The sequence below is a fragment of the Arcticibacter sp. genome, assembly GCF_045629565.1.
Lineage (GTDB): Bacteria > Bacteroidota > Bacteroidia > Sphingobacteriales > Sphingobacteriaceae > Arcticibacter.
This window is the reverse complement of sequence record NZ_JAZQRL010000073.1, coordinates 1-15586: the sequence shown is the minus strand read 5'-3', so window position 1 is coordinate 15586 and position 15586 is coordinate 1. Positions and strand designations below refer to the sequence as shown.

The 15586-nt window shown below is 42.2% G+C and carries 17 protein-coding genes and 1 pseudogene; 13 read left to right on the top strand and 5 right to left on the bottom strand.

Annotation, left to right across the window (positions count from 1 at the left end):
* The 3 genes and pseudogenes from ACKI5J_RS09490 to ACKI5J_RS09480 form a co-directional block, all read left to right on the top strand.
* A pseudogene (locus ACKI5J_RS09490) lies at positions 1–430 on the top strand (hypothetical protein); the annotation flags it as partial.
* 119 nt (positions 431–549) lie between these two features.
* Positions 550–2217: a tetratricopeptide repeat protein gene (locus ACKI5J_RS09485; protein ID WP_407428858.1), complete on the top strand. Its 1668-nt coding sequence runs from the start codon at positions 550–552 to the stop codon at positions 2215–2217.
* 10 nt (positions 2218–2227) lie between these two features.
* On the top strand, positions 2228–2890 hold the full coding sequence (locus ACKI5J_RS09480) for a response regulator (protein WP_407428856.1): 663 nt from the start codon (positions 2228–2230) through the stop codon (positions 2888–2890).
* A gap of 4 nt (positions 2891–2894) precedes the next feature.
* Here ACKI5J_RS09480 and ACKI5J_RS09475 read toward each other — a convergent pair whose 3' ends face one another.
* The gene (locus ACKI5J_RS09475; RefSeq protein ID WP_407428854.1) at positions 2895–3839 is read right to left on the bottom strand and encodes a hypothetical protein; all 945 of its coding nucleotides are present in this window, start codon (positions 3837–3839) and stop codon (positions 2895–2897) included.
* A gap of 358 nt (positions 3840–4197) precedes the next feature.
* On the opposite strand from ACKI5J_RS09475, the gene ACKI5J_RS09470 reads away from it, so the two are divergent.
* From ACKI5J_RS09470 to ACKI5J_RS09455, 4 genes are all read left to right on the top strand, one after another.
* Positions 4198–4353 carry a hypothetical protein gene (locus ACKI5J_RS09470; protein WP_407428852.1) on the top strand — a complete coding sequence of 52 codons (156 nt, stop codon included), beginning with the start codon at positions 4198–4200 and terminating at the stop codon, positions 4351–4353.
* Between the two features lie 176 nt (positions 4354–4529).
* Positions 4530–5597: a type I restriction endonuclease gene (locus ACKI5J_RS09465; RefSeq protein ID WP_407428850.1), complete on the top strand. Its 1068-nt coding sequence runs from the start codon at positions 4530–4532 to the stop codon at positions 5595–5597.
* 525 nt (positions 5598–6122) lie between these two features.
* Positions 6123–6662: a hypothetical protein gene (locus ACKI5J_RS09460; RefSeq protein ID WP_407428848.1), complete on the top strand. Its 540-nt coding sequence runs from the start codon at positions 6123–6125 to the stop codon at positions 6660–6662.
* On the top strand, positions 6659–7615 hold the full coding sequence (locus ACKI5J_RS09455; RefSeq protein ID WP_407428846.1) for a DUF4407 domain-containing protein: 957 nt from the start codon (positions 6659–6661) through the stop codon (positions 7613–7615). Before ACKI5J_RS09460 ends, ACKI5J_RS09455 begins: the two co-directional genes overlap by 4 nt.
* Positions 7616–8149: 534 nt before the next feature.
* Here the strand turns inward: ACKI5J_RS09455 and ACKI5J_RS09450 are convergent.
* Both ACKI5J_RS09450 and ACKI5J_RS09445 read right to left on the bottom strand, forming a co-directional pair.
* A complete protein-coding gene (locus ACKI5J_RS09450) occupies positions 8150–8800 on the bottom strand; it encodes a hypothetical protein (protein ID WP_407428844.1) in 651 nt (216 codons plus the stop codon).
* 125 nt (positions 8801–8925) lie between these two features.
* Entirely contained in the window at positions 8926–9405 is a 480-nt protein-coding gene (locus tag ACKI5J_RS09445) for a hypothetical protein (protein WP_407428842.1), read from the bottom strand.
* Between the two features lie 611 nt (positions 9406–10016).
* Here ACKI5J_RS09445 and ACKI5J_RS09440 point away from each other — a divergent pair.
* From ACKI5J_RS09440 to ACKI5J_RS09420, 5 genes are all read left to right on the top strand, one after another.
* Complete coding sequence (locus tag ACKI5J_RS09440; RefSeq protein WP_407428840.1) at positions 10017–10358, top strand: hypothetical protein; 342 nt, start codon at positions 10017–10019, stop codon at positions 10356–10358.
* Positions 10359–10385: 27 nt separating this feature from the next.
* Positions 10386–10586, top strand: coding sequence for a hypothetical protein (locus ACKI5J_RS09435; RefSeq protein WP_407428838.1), 201 nt, complete (start codon positions 10386–10388; stop codon positions 10584–10586).
* 303 nt (positions 10587–10889) lie between these two features.
* Positions 10890–11582, top strand: a complete 693-nt coding sequence (locus tag ACKI5J_RS09430; RefSeq protein WP_407428836.1) for a hypothetical protein — start codon at positions 10890–10892, stop codon at positions 11580–11582.
* A gap of 344 nt (positions 11583–11926) precedes the next feature.
* Positions 11927–12172: a hypothetical protein gene (locus ACKI5J_RS09425; protein WP_407428834.1), complete on the top strand. Its 246-nt coding sequence runs from the start codon at positions 11927–11929 to the stop codon at positions 12170–12172.
* Positions 12138–12551 carry a Fic family protein gene (locus ACKI5J_RS09420; protein ID WP_407428832.1) on the top strand — a complete coding sequence of 138 codons (414 nt, stop codon included), beginning with the start codon at positions 12138–12140 and terminating at the stop codon, positions 12549–12551. Before ACKI5J_RS09425 ends, ACKI5J_RS09420 begins: the two co-directional genes overlap by 35 nt.
* Before the next feature lie 58 nt (positions 12552–12609).
* Here ACKI5J_RS09420 and ACKI5J_RS09415 read toward each other — a convergent pair whose 3' ends face one another.
* Positions 12610–12840, bottom strand: coding sequence for a hypothetical protein (locus tag ACKI5J_RS09415; protein WP_407428860.1), 231 nt, complete (start codon positions 12838–12840; stop codon positions 12610–12612).
* A 153-nt stretch (positions 12841–12993) separates the two neighbouring features.
* Complete coding sequence (locus ACKI5J_RS09410) at positions 12994–13911, bottom strand: tetratricopeptide repeat protein (RefSeq protein ID WP_407428830.1); 918 nt, start codon at positions 13909–13911, stop codon at positions 12994–12996.
* 434 nt (positions 13912–14345) lie between these two features.
* Between ACKI5J_RS09410 and ACKI5J_RS09405 the strand changes: the two genes are divergently transcribed.
* Positions 14346–15586: SusC/RagA family TonB-linked outer membrane protein (locus tag ACKI5J_RS09405; RefSeq protein ID WP_407428828.1), on the top strand; the 1241-nt coding region annotated here is incomplete at its 3' end.

Here is a 15586-nt window from a genome sequence, read left to right as displayed (position 1 = left end):
CAGGGATGTGGAGCTGCGCAAATACGGACAGCTGGAGGCGCAGGAGATCCGCTTTGTCGCCCGGGCTGAAGCAGACCAGCTCCTGATGCTGAGCGTATCGCTGCTGGCTTATGCTGAAACACGGATGGAGGAGGGTTATGTGCTGCTGAATAACAAGGAATTCAGTCCGTGTGCGATAATCGCCGCTTATGCGGCTGAAGAAGCGGGGGAGTACCCTTCGGGACCGGTGAATATGGAACTTAACGACAAACAGCAAACACGGGCAGTAGCCATCAGTATGATGTGTTATGAGGGTAACAGGCTGCTGCGAGATCTGGAACGAAGCATAGGGCGCAAAACAGCTGTAGCAAAGAAGCAAACAAGGCGTGAAGGCGATGTTAATCACATTGAGGTCGGGAAAAGGGTATCGTTCTCTAAAGCTGCAAAGTAGCTCCGATGCTTGATTTATAGCTTGATAGCTGAAAGTATAAAGGAAAAGGCAAGGCCAGACAAGGTTTGCTTCATGGTCGTGATTAGAATTCTTTTTATTACTTTCAGGGAAAAAAGCTCTTGAGAAATCCGTCAATCGTCCTTTTTATTCTGATGCTCATAATTGCCGCCTGTCAGAAAAGGAGCGCTGAAGTGAAGATTGTTAAGACAGATGAATATAAGAAAGCAGAGAGTTTTTTATCCCTACAGAAAGACTCCGCATTTTACTACTTCAATAAGATTGCGACGACCTCCAAAGACAGCTTAGAGCGTGCACTTTCTTATAATAATATGGCCGCTATTACAGCAGAAGCCGGAGACTACTTTGGCAGTCAGGAAATCTTATTGAGATCGCTTGCGTATTTGGATGAGAAAAACCCTAAACATTGGGGTTGTCTTGCTTCAAACTATAATGACCTTGGATTGGCCGCTATGAACCTGAAAGAATACAAGGCTGCCTTGCCATATTATGATGCCGCGTTAAAGTTTTCGGGTCGCCGCGCATTTCAGTTAGTTATTTTGAATAACAAGGCACTTACATACCAAAGAAGTGGAAACTACCTTGAAGCCTTGAAAATATATAAGAAAGTACTTTCAGAGTCGAAGAGAGGAGGAACGGAATATGCCCGTACTTTGTCGAACAAAGCGAGGGCACAGTGGCTTCTGCAGCCAGGATATCACGCTGCTCCAGAATTGCTAACAGCGCTGAAGATTCGGATTAAGAAGGATGATCTATGGGGCCAAAACGCCAGCTATTCACATCTGACAGATTATTACAAGTCGTATAAACCTGATTCAGCACTGTTCTATGCCAAGCTAAGATACCATATAGCCCGAAAATTAAACAGCCCCGTGGATCGGATTCCTGCATTACGTGAGCTTATTAAGCTTAGTCCGCCTCATGCAGCTCAACAATATTTTTCCGAATACCAACACCTAAACGACAGTATACAAATTACGCGTAGTGCAGCTAAAAACCAGTTTGCTTTAATACGATACGAAGCAGAAAAAGCGAAGGCTGATAATCTCGAGTTACAAAAAGAGGTCACAGAAAAAAAGTATAGGATTGTCCGACAGAATATTGTGCTTTACACAATTCTCTCGTTTTTTGTGGCTACAGTCATTATGGCGATCCTCTGGTATCGAAAGAGAAGACAGCGTCTAGAAATGGAAAGCGAGAACCGGCTCCGCGAAATGCAGCTTCAAACGTCTAAGAGAGTGCACGACGTAGTTGCTAACGGGTTGTATCGTATCATGACCGAATTAGAACACAATGATCATTTGGCGAGAGAGCAGCTGCTGGATAAGATCGACGTGTTATATGAGCAGTCCCGCGACATCTCATATGAAAAGTCACCAATTCATCTGAATCATTTCCAGGATAGGGTAGCTGAGCTGCTTAAGTCTTTTGCTAGCCAAGATACCAGAGTACTTGTAGCCGGAAACAGCAATGAGCTGTGGGGCGGCGTGGGTATTCGGATTCTTAATGAGTTAGAACATATTCTTCAGGAATTGATGGTTAACATGACCAAGCATAGTCATGCAAGGACAGTTGTTGTCAGATTCGAGCAACAGAAGCAGCATATAGTCATCATTTATACCGACGATGGCAAGGGCCTTCCTTCGAATCTCCAGTATGGGAACGGACTTGTTAATACGGAAAACCGTATAAAAGATCTAAATGGTTCCATTAGCTTTGGTGATAACAAAGGACAAGGGCTTAAGGTCCAGATTTTAGTTCCAATTTAACAGGAATAACATGCTGAAAAATATCCTCATTGCTGAAGACCACCAGAGTATAAATATATCCGTTCAGAAGACGCTGAGTGACCTGGGTGCAACAAATGTGGCTCATGTATATTATTGCGACGATGCACTTAAAATGATTCGAAAAAGCCCTTTTGGTGAGCCGTTTAACCTTTTAATTACGGACATATATTTTGATGATGACAGCAATAAGCAGGCGATACCAGACGGCATAGAACTTATTAAAGCAGCTAAGCAGATATTACCAGAATTGAAAGTGCTGGCTTTCTCTGCGGAGGGCCGGCCTATGGTGATAGAAAGGCTTTTCAACCAGCTGAATATCGACGGATACGTACGAAAGGCCCGGAATGACAGTCAGGAGTTGAAGATAGCATTAGAAAGTATATTCAAAGGCAGACGGCATTTTGCTTCTCACCTTCGGAATGCTATTAAACAAACGAACAGTTATGATTTTTCGGAGCTGGATATCACCATTATATCTCTGCTCTCCTGCGGAATGCGTCAGAAAGATATTCCAGTTTATCTTCAGCAGAATAATTTTAAACCAAGCGGATTAAGCAGCGTGGAAAAACGTCTGACCCGGATAAAAGAAGTGTTAGAATTTTCGAACAACGAGCAGCTGGTCGCTTTCTGTAAAGACATGGGTCTTATCTAAAATTTTACTGCCGTTGTCCGGCATACTTGCCAATGATAAGTTGACTCACTGGCTTAAGTTGTCTGGTGGTAACTATCGGATGAAATCCACCGGATGTGAAAAATTCTACATTGCCATCTATTTTGGAGTACCACACAGAACCCACTGAGCTTATGGTGAGCGTATCCGGTCTGGTGATTTTTCTCAAACGAGCCACCTTTGCAGTATCTAATGCATATACGGTCACGCCGTTTATCTTCTTACTACAGCGTACAGGTTGATAGTGATCCTGGTCCCAATACATACATTCTTCCGTTCTCCCCATAATGCCATTGCCTGCAACATGACTATCTATCAAATAAGCGCTGATGCAAGTCACCACCAGCAGGAAAACTAATAGCGAAATTTTATAGGGTTTCAAGCCGTTTAAACGATCAACTGCTTTTACCTTTTTCGAGCTCAGCTCGGTCTCCAGTGGTTTTTCCGCGTAAAAGTGTGTTCGCTGTCCTATCCCTTCCTTTTCCTCCTCTTTAGCTTCATCAGATTGCATAATCTGAACGTTGTCATCTTTCTCTTCTACGGCAACTCTGAGCTCATCTGCATTATTAGCTTTGATTGAATTTTTCCATATCGCGTAAGGTCTGGGCGCAACGTCTATCAGCCATGCCAACAATTCTACATTTTTCGTTTCAGTATTATTTGTGCCCCCCTTCAGGAAATTGCATAAAGGTTTAAAGGTATCGGTGTCCCGTTGTTTAATAGCGTGGCAGTAAGCGTCTGGACCATCCTGCTGACGGAAAAATATTCTTAACAACCCTTCATCACTCTTTAAAAACCTCTCTTCACATACATGTTTGCATTCGGCTTTCACCTTCGCTGGAGTTGGATTGACGAGGTTCGGTGAAAGTGTACCTGCAGATATCTTTTGTTGGTAGCTCTTTAGGACAAACGTCTTATAATGATCAAACATTCTCAAAAATATTAAGATAAATCTACAAGAATTTCCGGATTCCCGTACGCTTTTTTGGAATCCTTCCGGAATGATCGGAATGCTTGGAATTCATTGATAATCAGTGTTTTTCGCCTCTATATTTGCTTCAGAAAATCGGACGAGAACCTGATAGCTAGCAGGGACGTGCACAGATCCGGTTTCTAAACGAGCAGAGAATGCGATAGCCGATATCCGTTGGGAAGCGGCTACAAGCTGCCGCAAACAATGCTCTTCCTTCCCAAAAAATGTAAGAAGCGCTTCTTACCTGGTTTGCAGTGCCCCACCGAGGGATTCGGTGTCAGCCTGCAGGAGTAGTTCACTTTTAAATTTTTGAGAAATGTTAGAAATCATCATAGCCTTATCATTGGCTACAGCATCGCCTGTGTTTACACAGCCAACTACAGATTCAGATAGCGTTCAGCATGTTACCCAGGAAAATGATCCTGACGAAACCGGAGGTGAAGGTGGGCGTATTCCGCCCATATATCCCTAACAAGAATAATGGGTAAGTTAACAGTGGGGCAAGATTTATTCTTGTCTCACTGTGCTTTTTAGTTTCGTCACACGATCCGTTATCCAGAGAAGATCCAGTTTACGGTTTTCCGTAATATTCCGTACCAGGCGCTATGTAGCTTTGAATCACAATCACAATTAGAAATTTCACACAACATGGATCTTAAACTAAAGCTGGAGCAACTTCACCAAAGAGTAGTAGGGCTAAAAGACCAGATTAATACAGAAGAGGCAACAAAAAATGCGTTTGTCATGCCGTTTATACAAATCCTGGGATACGACATCTTTAACCCGACGGAAGTAGTGCCCGAGCATATCTGCGACATAGGTACTAAGAAAGGTGAAAAAGTTGATTATGTGATCCGCAAGAATGACGAGCCTATACTCATTTTTGAATGTAAGCACTGGAAAGAAAGTGCTGATGCTCACAACTCGCAGCTGCACCGGTACTATCATGTCTCCAGAGCCAGATTCGGGGTCCTTACAAATGGTACAGTATACAACTTCTACACGGATCTGGAAAAGCCGAACATCATGGATGAGAAACCATTTTTCACCATTAATATTGAGGACTTGAAGGATAGTTCGATTAAGATCCTGGAGAGCTTTACCAAACAGCAATATAATCTGGAGACTATTCTCGATTCGGCGGAAGCATTGAAGTATATCAAGGCTATTCGCAAGGAGTTTGAGAAGGAGATTGAACTCCCCTCAGACGACCTGGTAAGATTACTGGTAAGTCGTTTTTTTGACAAGTCCCTAACTGCAAATCGCATGCAGACATTCAAAGAGTATACTAAAAAAGCCTTAACTATTTCTATCAATGAATCCATTAGCGATCGTTTGAAGTCTGCGTTGAACATCAATGAGCAGATCGAAAAGAAACAGGAAGACAACAATGTTAATCCAATAATCGAAACTGGCGACAGCGCTAAAATTACGACTACAGAGGAAGAGCTTGAAGCTTTCCAAATGGTGAAAGCGATCCTGAGAGAAAAAATTCCATCTGGACGAATAGCCGCCAGGGATACCCAATCCTATTTCGGAGTGTTGCTCGATAACAACAACAGGAAACCTATTTGCCGGTTCCATTTCAATACTTCGAACAAATACCTTGAAATATTTCATAATGGGAAAGATGCGGGAGAGAAGATACTGCTTGGTAACCTGGATGAGATATATAGCCATCGGCTAGAATTACATCAAACTATTGAGAACTATTAAAATTGAAATATGAAAAAGAAATTTTACGTAAACAGCAAACCACAAGAGAGTGGCGAACATGAGGTTCATACTGAAACTTGCATCTTCCTGCCCAGTCAACAAAATCAGATCTATTTAGGGGAGTTCGAATATTGTGAAGCAGCGGTGTTGGCGGCAAAGAGTTTTTATTATAATGTAGATGGGTGCTTTTATTGCTCCTCTACGTGCCATCGAGAATAAGTAAACTCCGTTAATGAAAACGAGCATATCACATGGTTCATACGGAGCCGTGTTATTTGATCCACGATGGAAACATAGGAGACAGCAGATACTTGAGCGGGATAAACATCAATGTCGGATTTGTCAGGGTCAACTGAACCTACAGGTGCATCACCGTCAGTATCATTTTTTGAGAAAGCTGAATCGATTCAAACAGCCATGGGAATACGCTGACCACTTGATGATTACGCTTTGTAAATCATGTCATCAAATAGGCCATAGAGTATATGAGGTTCCAACTATTTATTTACCGTGAAAGACAGCTAAATGGGATTATTCAATTTTTTTAGAAAACAGCAACAGATAGAGCAGCCTTTAGTCACTACGACTACCGAAATTCCAAAAACGGTCTTCATTGAAGAGAATGCTCCAGAGGAAATCAACAAGCCTAACGAACTTGGAATACAAGCTATCTATAATTTCCTTCTCGAAGATTTTGAGGGCAGAGGGTATAACGATGCTTTAATTAACCCTGATGATAGTTATAAATCCGATAATATAAGGCTCCTATCGCAGGATTTGGATATACTGATACAAAAGGTGGGTACTTATTATCAAGATAGATTTAAGGAAGTTGACTTCCATATTGCATCCAGATCAAGAGCGGGGTTGATAGATTTAGTGGAAGAGCTTAAAACACTTCAAGGAACTCTTAAAGATCATATGGCTAAAATTGAGATCATTCGACTCAATAACGAAAGCCAGAGAGGAGCAACTCAGCGAATAGTTCTTTCTTATCAAAGAGGATTTATGAGAGGGCTTTCAACCTTGACACAGTCCAAACTATTCTTAGATAGAACTTTATGAGAGACAGCTGGTTAAGGTTCGGTTGTTTTTTAACAGGGTACAACTATAAGATTGTAAGACAGTCTAGCGAAGTCTCGGTCAAGGCGGTAAAAAAATATACCTCAGCACTTATAATTATAAGCATCTTATGGGGCTTCATCGGCTATTTATTTACGACCCGTTATCTACACGTTGGCCTCTATGGTGGAATTATTGGCGCATTGATCCTAATTATTGTCATCATCCAGATAGAGCGTCAGATAATTTTAAGTGTAGGAAAGAACCGTTGGGCTGGAGGATTTCGAGTATTCATCGGCATAATAATGTCGATAATAGGGTCTGTAATAATAGATCAGATAATCTTCAAAGATGATATCGAAAAGAGGCAGATCGCATATAACCAGCAGTACATCGACTCAATTTTGCCATCAAAGACAACTGAATTGAAACGCCAAATAAGAGCCAATGATTCCCTAATTATGTCAAAAGAGGCGGAGCGCCTGGCATTACAAAACGAGTTAACGCTTCGTCCTACAATCTCTTTGACGACTTCAAGCACCAACTACGTTGTTGATTCCCTGGGACAAGTCAAGCCGGCCACAAAGGTTAATAACCAAACAGCAGTTCCAAATCCTAAAGCAAGTCTTCTGGAGCCGCTACAAGGACAAATAACCAGCTATATCATTCGCAAGTCGAAGCTTGAGGGCCAGTTGATTACAATCAGAGAGTATGTTGAGCGGGAGGTTAAATCAAAAACGGGCTTTCTTGATGAGCTACAATTGCTGATGTCGATATTGTTAGAAAGTTTGGTGGCATTAATTGTCTGGATATTATGGTTTCTTTTTCTTTTTTCTATAGAAATGTTTGTATTGGTTTCCAAGTTTGGAGATCAGACGCATGATTATGAAGAAACAGTTATGCATCAAATGAACGTTAGACTTGAGATGCTAAAGAAACTTAATCCCAAAAATTAAGCTGGAAAACTAGTTTAGAATTCTGGATTAGACGATATCAGCGAAGAGGGAAGACCTTTCATCTATACTTAGAGAATCTTATAGATAAACATTCTAAATGAATGCCAGTTACGAGCCGAAAGTTGCCTTATTTCTCAACAGGATTGTTTGCGATCAGATCGCGAACAATTCGAAATTTTGCCGGATAATTTAGGTTTTAGTTTTATGGTTTACATATTTTGCAGGCAGAGTACCCGTTTCTGATAGCTTCCTTTTTTCCAATGCTGATCTTGCTTTGCCTAAGATATCTGCAACTGCCCCGGTGGAATTTTTCTCCTGTGCGAGTTATGTATACAGTGATGTCTCTCGTCTCTGTAATTGATAAAGGAAGATGAGACGGGACGTCTGCGACACAAGGACTGAAAAAGGATATGACAAGAAGAAGAAAGTAGAATCTTTTCATTGATAGGTTTAAGCTGTATATCTAATATACACAGTTTTTTCTTATAAATAAAAGATTCACAGCTTCTTGCAGCTGAGAATAATTAATGCTTCTTAGTGCTTCGCTACATACCAATAACACCCATTCATGATTTCCGCCTTCAAGACCGATTCAGGGCCATCCTTACGAGATAGCACTGCCAAACTTTTTTGTAAATCGGCAGGGGGGAAAAGTAGATCACTCTTTTCGACAAGCCGAAGATATATCTGCAGTGCCGTTTTAGGTGGAGAAAAATAGCCGCTGTGCACCAAATTAATCAGCTCCTCATGCAGATGAGGGTTCTTTTTTCTGCGTTCCCCTTTTACCAACTTTTTTGTCCAGGGTTTGACGTTGGATCTGCTGCCGTCAATGTACTCTACGGTGTGTCGGTAGACTATCTTGTCGTCATGTACTGTTCTGGAGGTGTTATGAAGTTTTACAATTTCTCCGGGTGAGATTTTGTTGGGTACGATTTTGCGAATAGGGGTGTTCAGGATGGTGGGCAATACATCCAGCTGCGCAGTTTTAAATTTTTTCTTCTCAGTAGGATTAAGCAAAGCGAAAAAATATGTATTCGGCTTTCCAAGGAGGAATGAAAGGTCTTCGTCGCTGATTCCTGCGGCAGGGAGGAGTTCGTATACGTTACGTGCAATCTCATAATCCATCCTGGACATGATCACCAGTGAGGCTCGGGTTCGCTTTATATCTCCTTTTGATTCGGACATGTGGGTTGAGGACGTTTCAGGCCAAACATATCAATATTCCGTTGGCTAAGCAAAGAAAGAAGATGGGCGTTGTATGTTTGCTTTCACCTGCATATCGTCTGGAGATGCTGACATTTGTATCAAATTTAGCTGGTAATAAAGAGATCGTTGTTTTTAAGCAAAATACCCTCATTGGCAAATTGCTCTAGTTTGGCAGTGATGACTTTTGATTCTTCCTTTCCCTCAATGAAGAGGTGGTTGGCAACGTCTGCTTCCGACTTGTAGCTATCAAAGAAACCAAATTTTATCAGTCCTTCTAATACCAGATGGGCATCATCATCATTAGACAGGCTTAACACTTTCTTTTCGACAGTTGATCCGTCGCTATGCTGATTCATCTCATCCGGGGGCAATAGGTCATGAATATGGCAGGATAATGCTGCAGCGAGTTTTGGTAATTCGTGTGGTGGATAGGTGGCATCTCTTATCAGGCTTTCAATAGTCGCTACATAGTTGGGGCTGTGCTCCAAGGTCCTTGAAAGCGCTTTAGAGGACAGCCCGAGTACCAGTCTTCGAAAGCGTACTTGATTTATAATGTAAAGAGAAAGCGGAGATATTCGAAACATCTCGAATATTATCTAAAAGAGATTTGCTAACATCCTTCAATGGGGTAGATAAATTTTTGATTTTTGTACCATTGTTTATATATTAGCTCTGTAAGAATGAGAGATAACAAATTAGTTATCTATATTTTATTTGGCATTTGACGCTGAATCTTGCTGCTGAAAACGTAGGAAATTTTCAAATGGTGCAAATTCAGGAGTTCAATGCCCATACTCTACCTTTGCGGGAAGAGATGGGCTTGCTCTTGTGTCTCACCAACGGCTTCCTACGGCCATCAGCGGAGAACGAGGTAAGTCCCATCTCTTTTTGAGAGAGACATTCCTTATCATAGATTTCATTGTTCAAGAGCTTCAAAATTTGAACAATGAAACGGTATCAACTATTCAAAAGATCAATTCAACCCACTTTTCCCCTCCGGGATCTATGTGAGAGAATGGTTGATTATTCATTTCACTCCGCCTCAAGGAAGCAATTGCTGAAAAACCTGATTTGTTCACCGGAATGACTTAAGAGCCAGGCTTAATAACAAGTTTTTATAATCACGACCCTATCGAAAAGAAGCTCTAAAAAGCTTCCGGGAATTCTATTGTCCAATTTTTCCAAATTCCTCACCATGTCTAAAAAAACCAAACGTATCCCCATTGATATTCTGGGACCCGAGTACGGTCCGGGTACTGAATACCTCAATCGCTTCCTTATCCCCAACAATTACTGCCCCGGTAAGATGATCGACAAGTTCTTTTCGAAATATTCCCTTGCAGAAACCGGAACGCTGCTTTTCCGGGCAGAAGTGATCTGCGAGTCCCGCAGAATAGAACGTGACCCTAGCCATTTGAGCGTTTTCATCCAGGATCTGTCCGAACTGCTAATAGCCGTATATCTGGAACATCGCTACAATCCCAATGACGAGCAGCTGGTCTTTGTTGCCGGTGAAGAAGGCCGGCCCTTGAGTTGATCACCATTCCATTTCCATAAACATATAATGAAATACGAACCTGAACCTAAACCCTCAGATAGAGAGAAAGGCAGAGCGCTGGTGCTCGCCTACTTTATCATTATTATCTTTTTTTCCTTGATGCAACTTGTGGCGGCCTATAGTCAGGGAACTTCTGTCATCCGCGGCCGGGTAACCGCCTATCAGGGGCAGGCCCCGATAGGCGCCCCTGGTGCGCATAAAAGGTAGTGTCAACGGCACCTTCACCGGCAAAGACGGCGAGTTCTCGCTGCGTTATGTCGCCCTGAGCGATACACTAGTCGTTTACTACCGGAGATGACAGTTTATTGCAGCAGGTGTAGCTATCAAACAAGATCATCCAGATATCAATTGACGAACTTCCTAAGATTGATAATTCTTATCGGCTTGTTGTATCCAGTCACATCGCTGAAGTTGAAGACCATCCTTACAGCTTGAGGAACCTGGACGGTAGAAAGATCAGAGTAAAATTCCTTACTTTAGTGACATCTAAAACCTTATATAATAACCTCAATGAATCTATTAGGATATCCTTCAGTCCTGGTGTCTTTTTTATCAGTCCTCCGTTATTGTGCAACCTTGTACAGATCACAAATGCTGAACAGCCTTAATGTGATGCAACCTGCAATTTTGGCTATGATCCTTTTTGCATCTTCTTCCTGCATAGCACAAACAACAGCTGCGCCGAAAGAGATTTATAATAAAGATTTCGACTGGACAATTACCATTCCTGAGAACTTCGAAATGGTAAGTCGTGAAGATTGGCAAAAGATGCAGAATAGAGGGGCAGAGGCTATTGAGAACACCATTGATGGGACGGTGGATAACCAAGCCAAGACTATATTTGTGTTTAACAGTGACAGGTTCAATTACTTCGAATCCAATTATCAGCCTTTTGATTCGACAAAGGATGGAAATTATCTGGAAAGCCATCGGGCAGTGCAGAATGTCTTGTATGAAACATTTAAAGCACAAATGCAAAATCCGAGGATTGATTCTTTATCTTCAACTGAGACAATCGATGGTCTGAAGTTCTATGTTAACAAGATGATCATTTACTTGCCAGATGATATAGTTATGGAACTCCTCATGTATAGTCACCTCTTTGGGACGAGAGACTTTACAGTTAATATCTTAACAATAGACAAAAACAAACAAAATGTCCTTCTGCAAGCATGGCGAGAATCAAAGTTTAGGAGGAAATAGAATTTTCATAACTTATGGTTCATAATCGATTTTCAGGAATATTATGAATAATATTCAATTTTCACATGTTGTAAGTGTTTTCCAAGATAGAATGGCTCAGGAAGAGGGATTTTTAGCGGGATACACCGCTTGTGCAGGCTTACCATCTGGAAATACCAAAGCCTGACGTGTTGTCCATCATCAGCCATAAGCACAGACAGTATCGAACTGACGAATGGCAAGTATTTACACCAAGGCACAAGCCCGAGGATACCCTCATGGGGCACCTAACATTTGCCCTTAAATATGAGGGAATAGAACTATATCTGTAAAAAAAACTTTTCGAAATACTCGATCCCATAGAATTGGCTCATTCGATAGCGGAGGAACTTACCGGGCTGTATAGGAGAAAAATATGGTTCTTATACGAATGGTTAATGGATGTTACGCTTGATCTCCCGGGCCTCACCACTGGTAACTACGTAGATTTAGTAGACAGTAAAATACAGTACGCAATTACCAACGGAATAGAAGTGATGAAAGGGCATCGGATACGTAACAATCTTCCGGGTACCGATGGGGCTTCGCCAGCAGGATGGTTTTATAGGTGAGCATGACAGGCGGTACGGTACACCTGTGCCAGACCATATTTCAGCAAGGTGGAAGGATGTTGGAAACCTGGTGACCGGCCTGATTGATACAACTGCCAAACTGGAAAATAATCCGAATTATGATGCTGTGCTGGCCGCAGCCGCTATTGCATTCGGGTTTGTGTTTATACATCCCTTTGTAGACGGTAACGGGCGGATACACCGTTATCTGATCCATCACGTTTTACTAAGAAAGGAGTATGTATCTAAGGGAATGATATTTCCGGTATCATCGATCATATTGGACCGCTTGGATGAATACAGAAAGGTGTTGGAGGCATTCTCTATGCCACGTATCGATATGATTGAATGGAAGCCCGACGATAAAAAACAACGTTGAAGTGTTGAATGAAACCGCCGACACGTACAGGTACTTTGACTGTTTACTCCCTCTGGGATCAGAGGAATGGAATAAATAGCAAGAGTAGAGATATTAAAGTTAATTGTTCTGGAATGATGGATCTAGTTGTTGATTCGGTATCTAAGCGACACCAGCCCGGTTTCTTAAGTTTTGCATTCCAGCAATTCGAGTTTAGTTCTCGTGTCCTGGTGGCGGAAGAGGGGGTGCCGGCGCCAAGTAGTATGGGATGTACTGACAGCCGGAATTCGTCTATCAACCCTTCTTGCATTAGCGCGTCTGTGAGGGCTGCACCGCCATAAAGCCTAAGATTAATTTCCGCATGTTCGTTTGTTTTGTTCTGCAAAACGCGATTTTACAGGTTACGCTAATTGTATAAATCGGACATCAATGTAAGATATTCTCATGAGACCTCAATCTCCCTTCACCTGGGTTTTTTATGATTGTTGCTGTTGAATAGGTAGTTTATCACTGTTAAGAATACTATGAGGATTATACCGAGGGCGACGACAAAGAAAAATGCGTCAATAAATGAAAAAGATCTGGCGACGGAAACTGTCGTTAGAATAAAGGCCATAATGGCTGAAAAGAATCCCAAAAGCTCAATTACCCGCTTTCGTTCCTCTTCAAACTTGGTATGCACCATTTTTTCAAAGTCGGTTTCCAACGCGGTCAACTTATCCTTAAATCTCTTCTGTATCTCTATATTTCTGGTGAAGTCAACAAAGGTGTTTTTATAATGGAAACTTGATTTATAATAGGGCTTGCTCTGAAATTCGATGGAATATTTTTTGGCTTCCTCAAACTTCTCTCCTTCTGCGAGACTGATGAGATACTCCTGATGACAAACGAATATGCTTTTCTTGAATACTTCATTGCCGGGATCGAGTTTCATCGCTAATTCATACTGCTCAACAGCTTTTTCGAACTCCAGCCTGTCGGAGTAGCAATGCCCGAAATTGTGCCTGAACTCGGGATTGAGTGGAAATTTGGTTACGAGATCTGCAAGATGGCCGGCGCGCTCCTGCGAAAAAAAATTATAGATCAGTTCACACTTTATGAACCAGAACGCTTCTTTCTCACTTTCCTGACAATCGTTCAATTTCTTGTCTATCTCGGCTACGAAGGGAGCGGGACTTATACCACTGAACGTTTTTCCTAAAGAATATACCTCATACCGCCAGTTTTCACTCCATTTTTCGCGGTTAAATGGCCCCAGGGACTTGACGGAATCGAGATGCTTCTTAAATAATTCTACAGCTCCATCTGGGCCGTCCAATTTTTGTTGCGCTATGCAATCGATTATGCTTGACAAATCGCCTTGCAACTGTTTCGGATCCATCTGAATTGATTCTTGGTTCGGTAAATATGGATAAGTAATCTGTAAGAGCCTGAATGGCTTTTAGTAAATATACTACTATTGAGATGTTACAGATGATCAATTTGGTGCACTATCTCACCATCCGAAAAAGCATTGTGCTTGAGATAATTTGGAGTCTTTCAGACTAACAGTACTAACGGTATGTCCGGTGAATAACCTCGGTTCTACAGATTGGTGAGGCAAGCGAGTCAATGCTGCCGCGCTGATAAATCTTTAAAAACTATTTGCTAAATCAATTTAGTTCACTTAATTTCGATTTGTCAATTATAAACACGAGTTGTTGCATCGCCTTTTATCCATAACCAAAAGATCGACCTGAGGGAGAGGAGGCCGACAAACATTTCACGAAAAGGGACGAGTAGCTATTAAATCTAGAAAATCAACTAATTACTAACATGGACAAACGTTTTACGGATTTACTTTCAGTAACATGTTCAACGCTGCAGCAACGTTGTTCATTAACCAATCAGAAAGGAGTACTATTACTTCTTTTTATCGCTTTATTAGGTGCTGTGAAGACATCAGCACAAGGTCCGGTGGGATCGACCAGCACCATCACGGGTAAAGTGCTCGATGAGGAAGGGAATCCCCTGCCAGGTGTAACGGTAAAAGCTTCAGGAAGTACCGGAGGCACCAGCACGGACCTTAATGGAGATTTTAGAATCAATTTGGCAGGCCGGAATGCTGTGCTGACATTTACTTTTATCGGATATACTTCTCAAACCCTGGAGGCATCACCGGGTATGACCATCAGGATGAAGCCTGACAGCGGTCGGCAGCTGGAAGAGGTCGTTGTAGTGGGCTATGGTACTCGTAAAAAGTCTGACGTAACGGGTGCTGTCTCTTCAGTCAGCGAGAAAGCCCTTCGGGATATTCCCGCAGGTAACGTTGCTACCGCGCTGCAAGGTACGGCACCGGGGATATCCATTTTGAAAAGCGGGGGAAACAGCCACCCTGCGTCTGCTCCTTCCATACGGATCCGGGGAGAGCGATCCCTGGGTGCAAATAACAGTCCCCTAATTATTCTGGATGGGGTTCCTTTCAACGGAAACCTCAATGACATCAGTCAGGATGATATTGTTTCTGCTCAGATTCTGAAGGATGCGTCGGCAACGGCCATCTATGGTTCAAGGGGTTCAAACGGCGTGGTGCTGATTAATACGCGCAGGGGAAAGAATCAGAAGGCAGTAATCAATTATAGCGCATATGCGGGCTTTAACCGGGTTTTAGGTCAGTATGATGTGATGGATGCTGATGAATTTCTGGAGTTGAGAAAATGGGCGCGCGTAAACGGTTCGGCTGCTGGAACTTATACGGGTGTTGATGATCCCAGCTTAGTTTCTGATAATCCGGCGCGTACAGTATTTTCGGACAAGACGGAGTATGCGCAGTACCTGGCAGGGAATAATACCAACTGGCAGGATATGTTATACGAGTCTGCGTTGCTTACCAATCACCAGGTCAGTGTTACCGGTGGAACTGAAAATACGCAGTATGATTTTTCAGGAGGATATTATCAGGCAGGTGGGATTTATCCGGGTCAAGGTATGAAACGCTATAGCGCTAAGGTAAGTATTGACCACAGGTTAGGTAAGTTTATCAAGGTGGGTTTAAGCTCATTGAATAGCTATAATTT

Bases quoted from the DNA above. Each gene is read 5' to 3' on its own strand.
- ACKI5J_RS09440 (WP_407428840.1), top strand. From the start codon at position 10,017: ATGTCTAAAAAAACCAAACGTATCCCCATTGATATTCTGGGACCCGAG.
- ACKI5J_RS09415 (WP_407428860.1), bottom strand. From the start codon at position 12,840: ATGCAAGAAGGGTTGATAGACGAATTCCGGCTGTCAGTACATCCCATA.
- ACKI5J_RS09470 (WP_407428852.1), top strand. From the start codon at position 4,198: ATGTTAGAAATCATCATAGCCTTATCATTGGCTACAGCATCGCCTGTG.
- ACKI5J_RS09430 (WP_407428836.1), top strand. From the start codon at position 10,890: ATGAATCTATTAGGATATCCTTCAGTCCTGGTGTCTTTTTTATCAGTC.
- ACKI5J_RS09435 (WP_407428838.1), top strand. From the start codon at position 10,386: ATGAAATACGAACCTGAACCTAAACCCTCAGATAGAGAGAAAGGCAGA.
- ACKI5J_RS09420 (WP_407428832.1), top strand. From the start codon at position 12,138: ATGGGGCTTCGCCAGCAGGATGGTTTTATAGGTGAGCATGACAGGCGG.
- ACKI5J_RS09475 (WP_407428854.1), bottom strand. From the start codon at position 3,839: ATGTTTGATCATTATAAGACGTTTGTCCTAAAGAGCTACCAACAAAAG.
- ACKI5J_RS09480 (WP_407428856.1), top strand. From the start codon at position 2,228: ATGCTGAAAAATATCCTCATTGCTGAAGACCACCAGAGTATAAATATA.
- ACKI5J_RS09450 (WP_407428844.1), bottom strand. From the start codon at position 8,800: ATGTCCGAATCAAAAGGAGATATAAAGCGAACCCGAGCCTCACTGGTG.
- ACKI5J_RS09460 (WP_407428848.1), top strand. From the start codon at position 6,123: ATGGGATTATTCAATTTTTTTAGAAAACAGCAACAGATAGAGCAGCCT.
- ACKI5J_RS09410 (WP_407428830.1), bottom strand. From the start codon at position 13,911: ATGGATCCGAAACAGTTGCAAGGCGATTTGTCAAGCATAATCGATTGC.
- ACKI5J_RS09465 (WP_407428850.1), top strand. From the start codon at position 4,530: ATGGATCTTAAACTAAAGCTGGAGCAACTTCACCAAAGAGTAGTAGGG.
- ACKI5J_RS09455 (WP_407428846.1), top strand. From the start codon at position 6,659: ATGAGAGACAGCTGGTTAAGGTTCGGTTGTTTTTTAACAGGGTACAAC.
- ACKI5J_RS09445 (WP_407428842.1), bottom strand. From the start codon at position 9,405: ATGTTTCGAATATCTCCGCTTTCTCTTTACATTATAAATCAAGTACGC.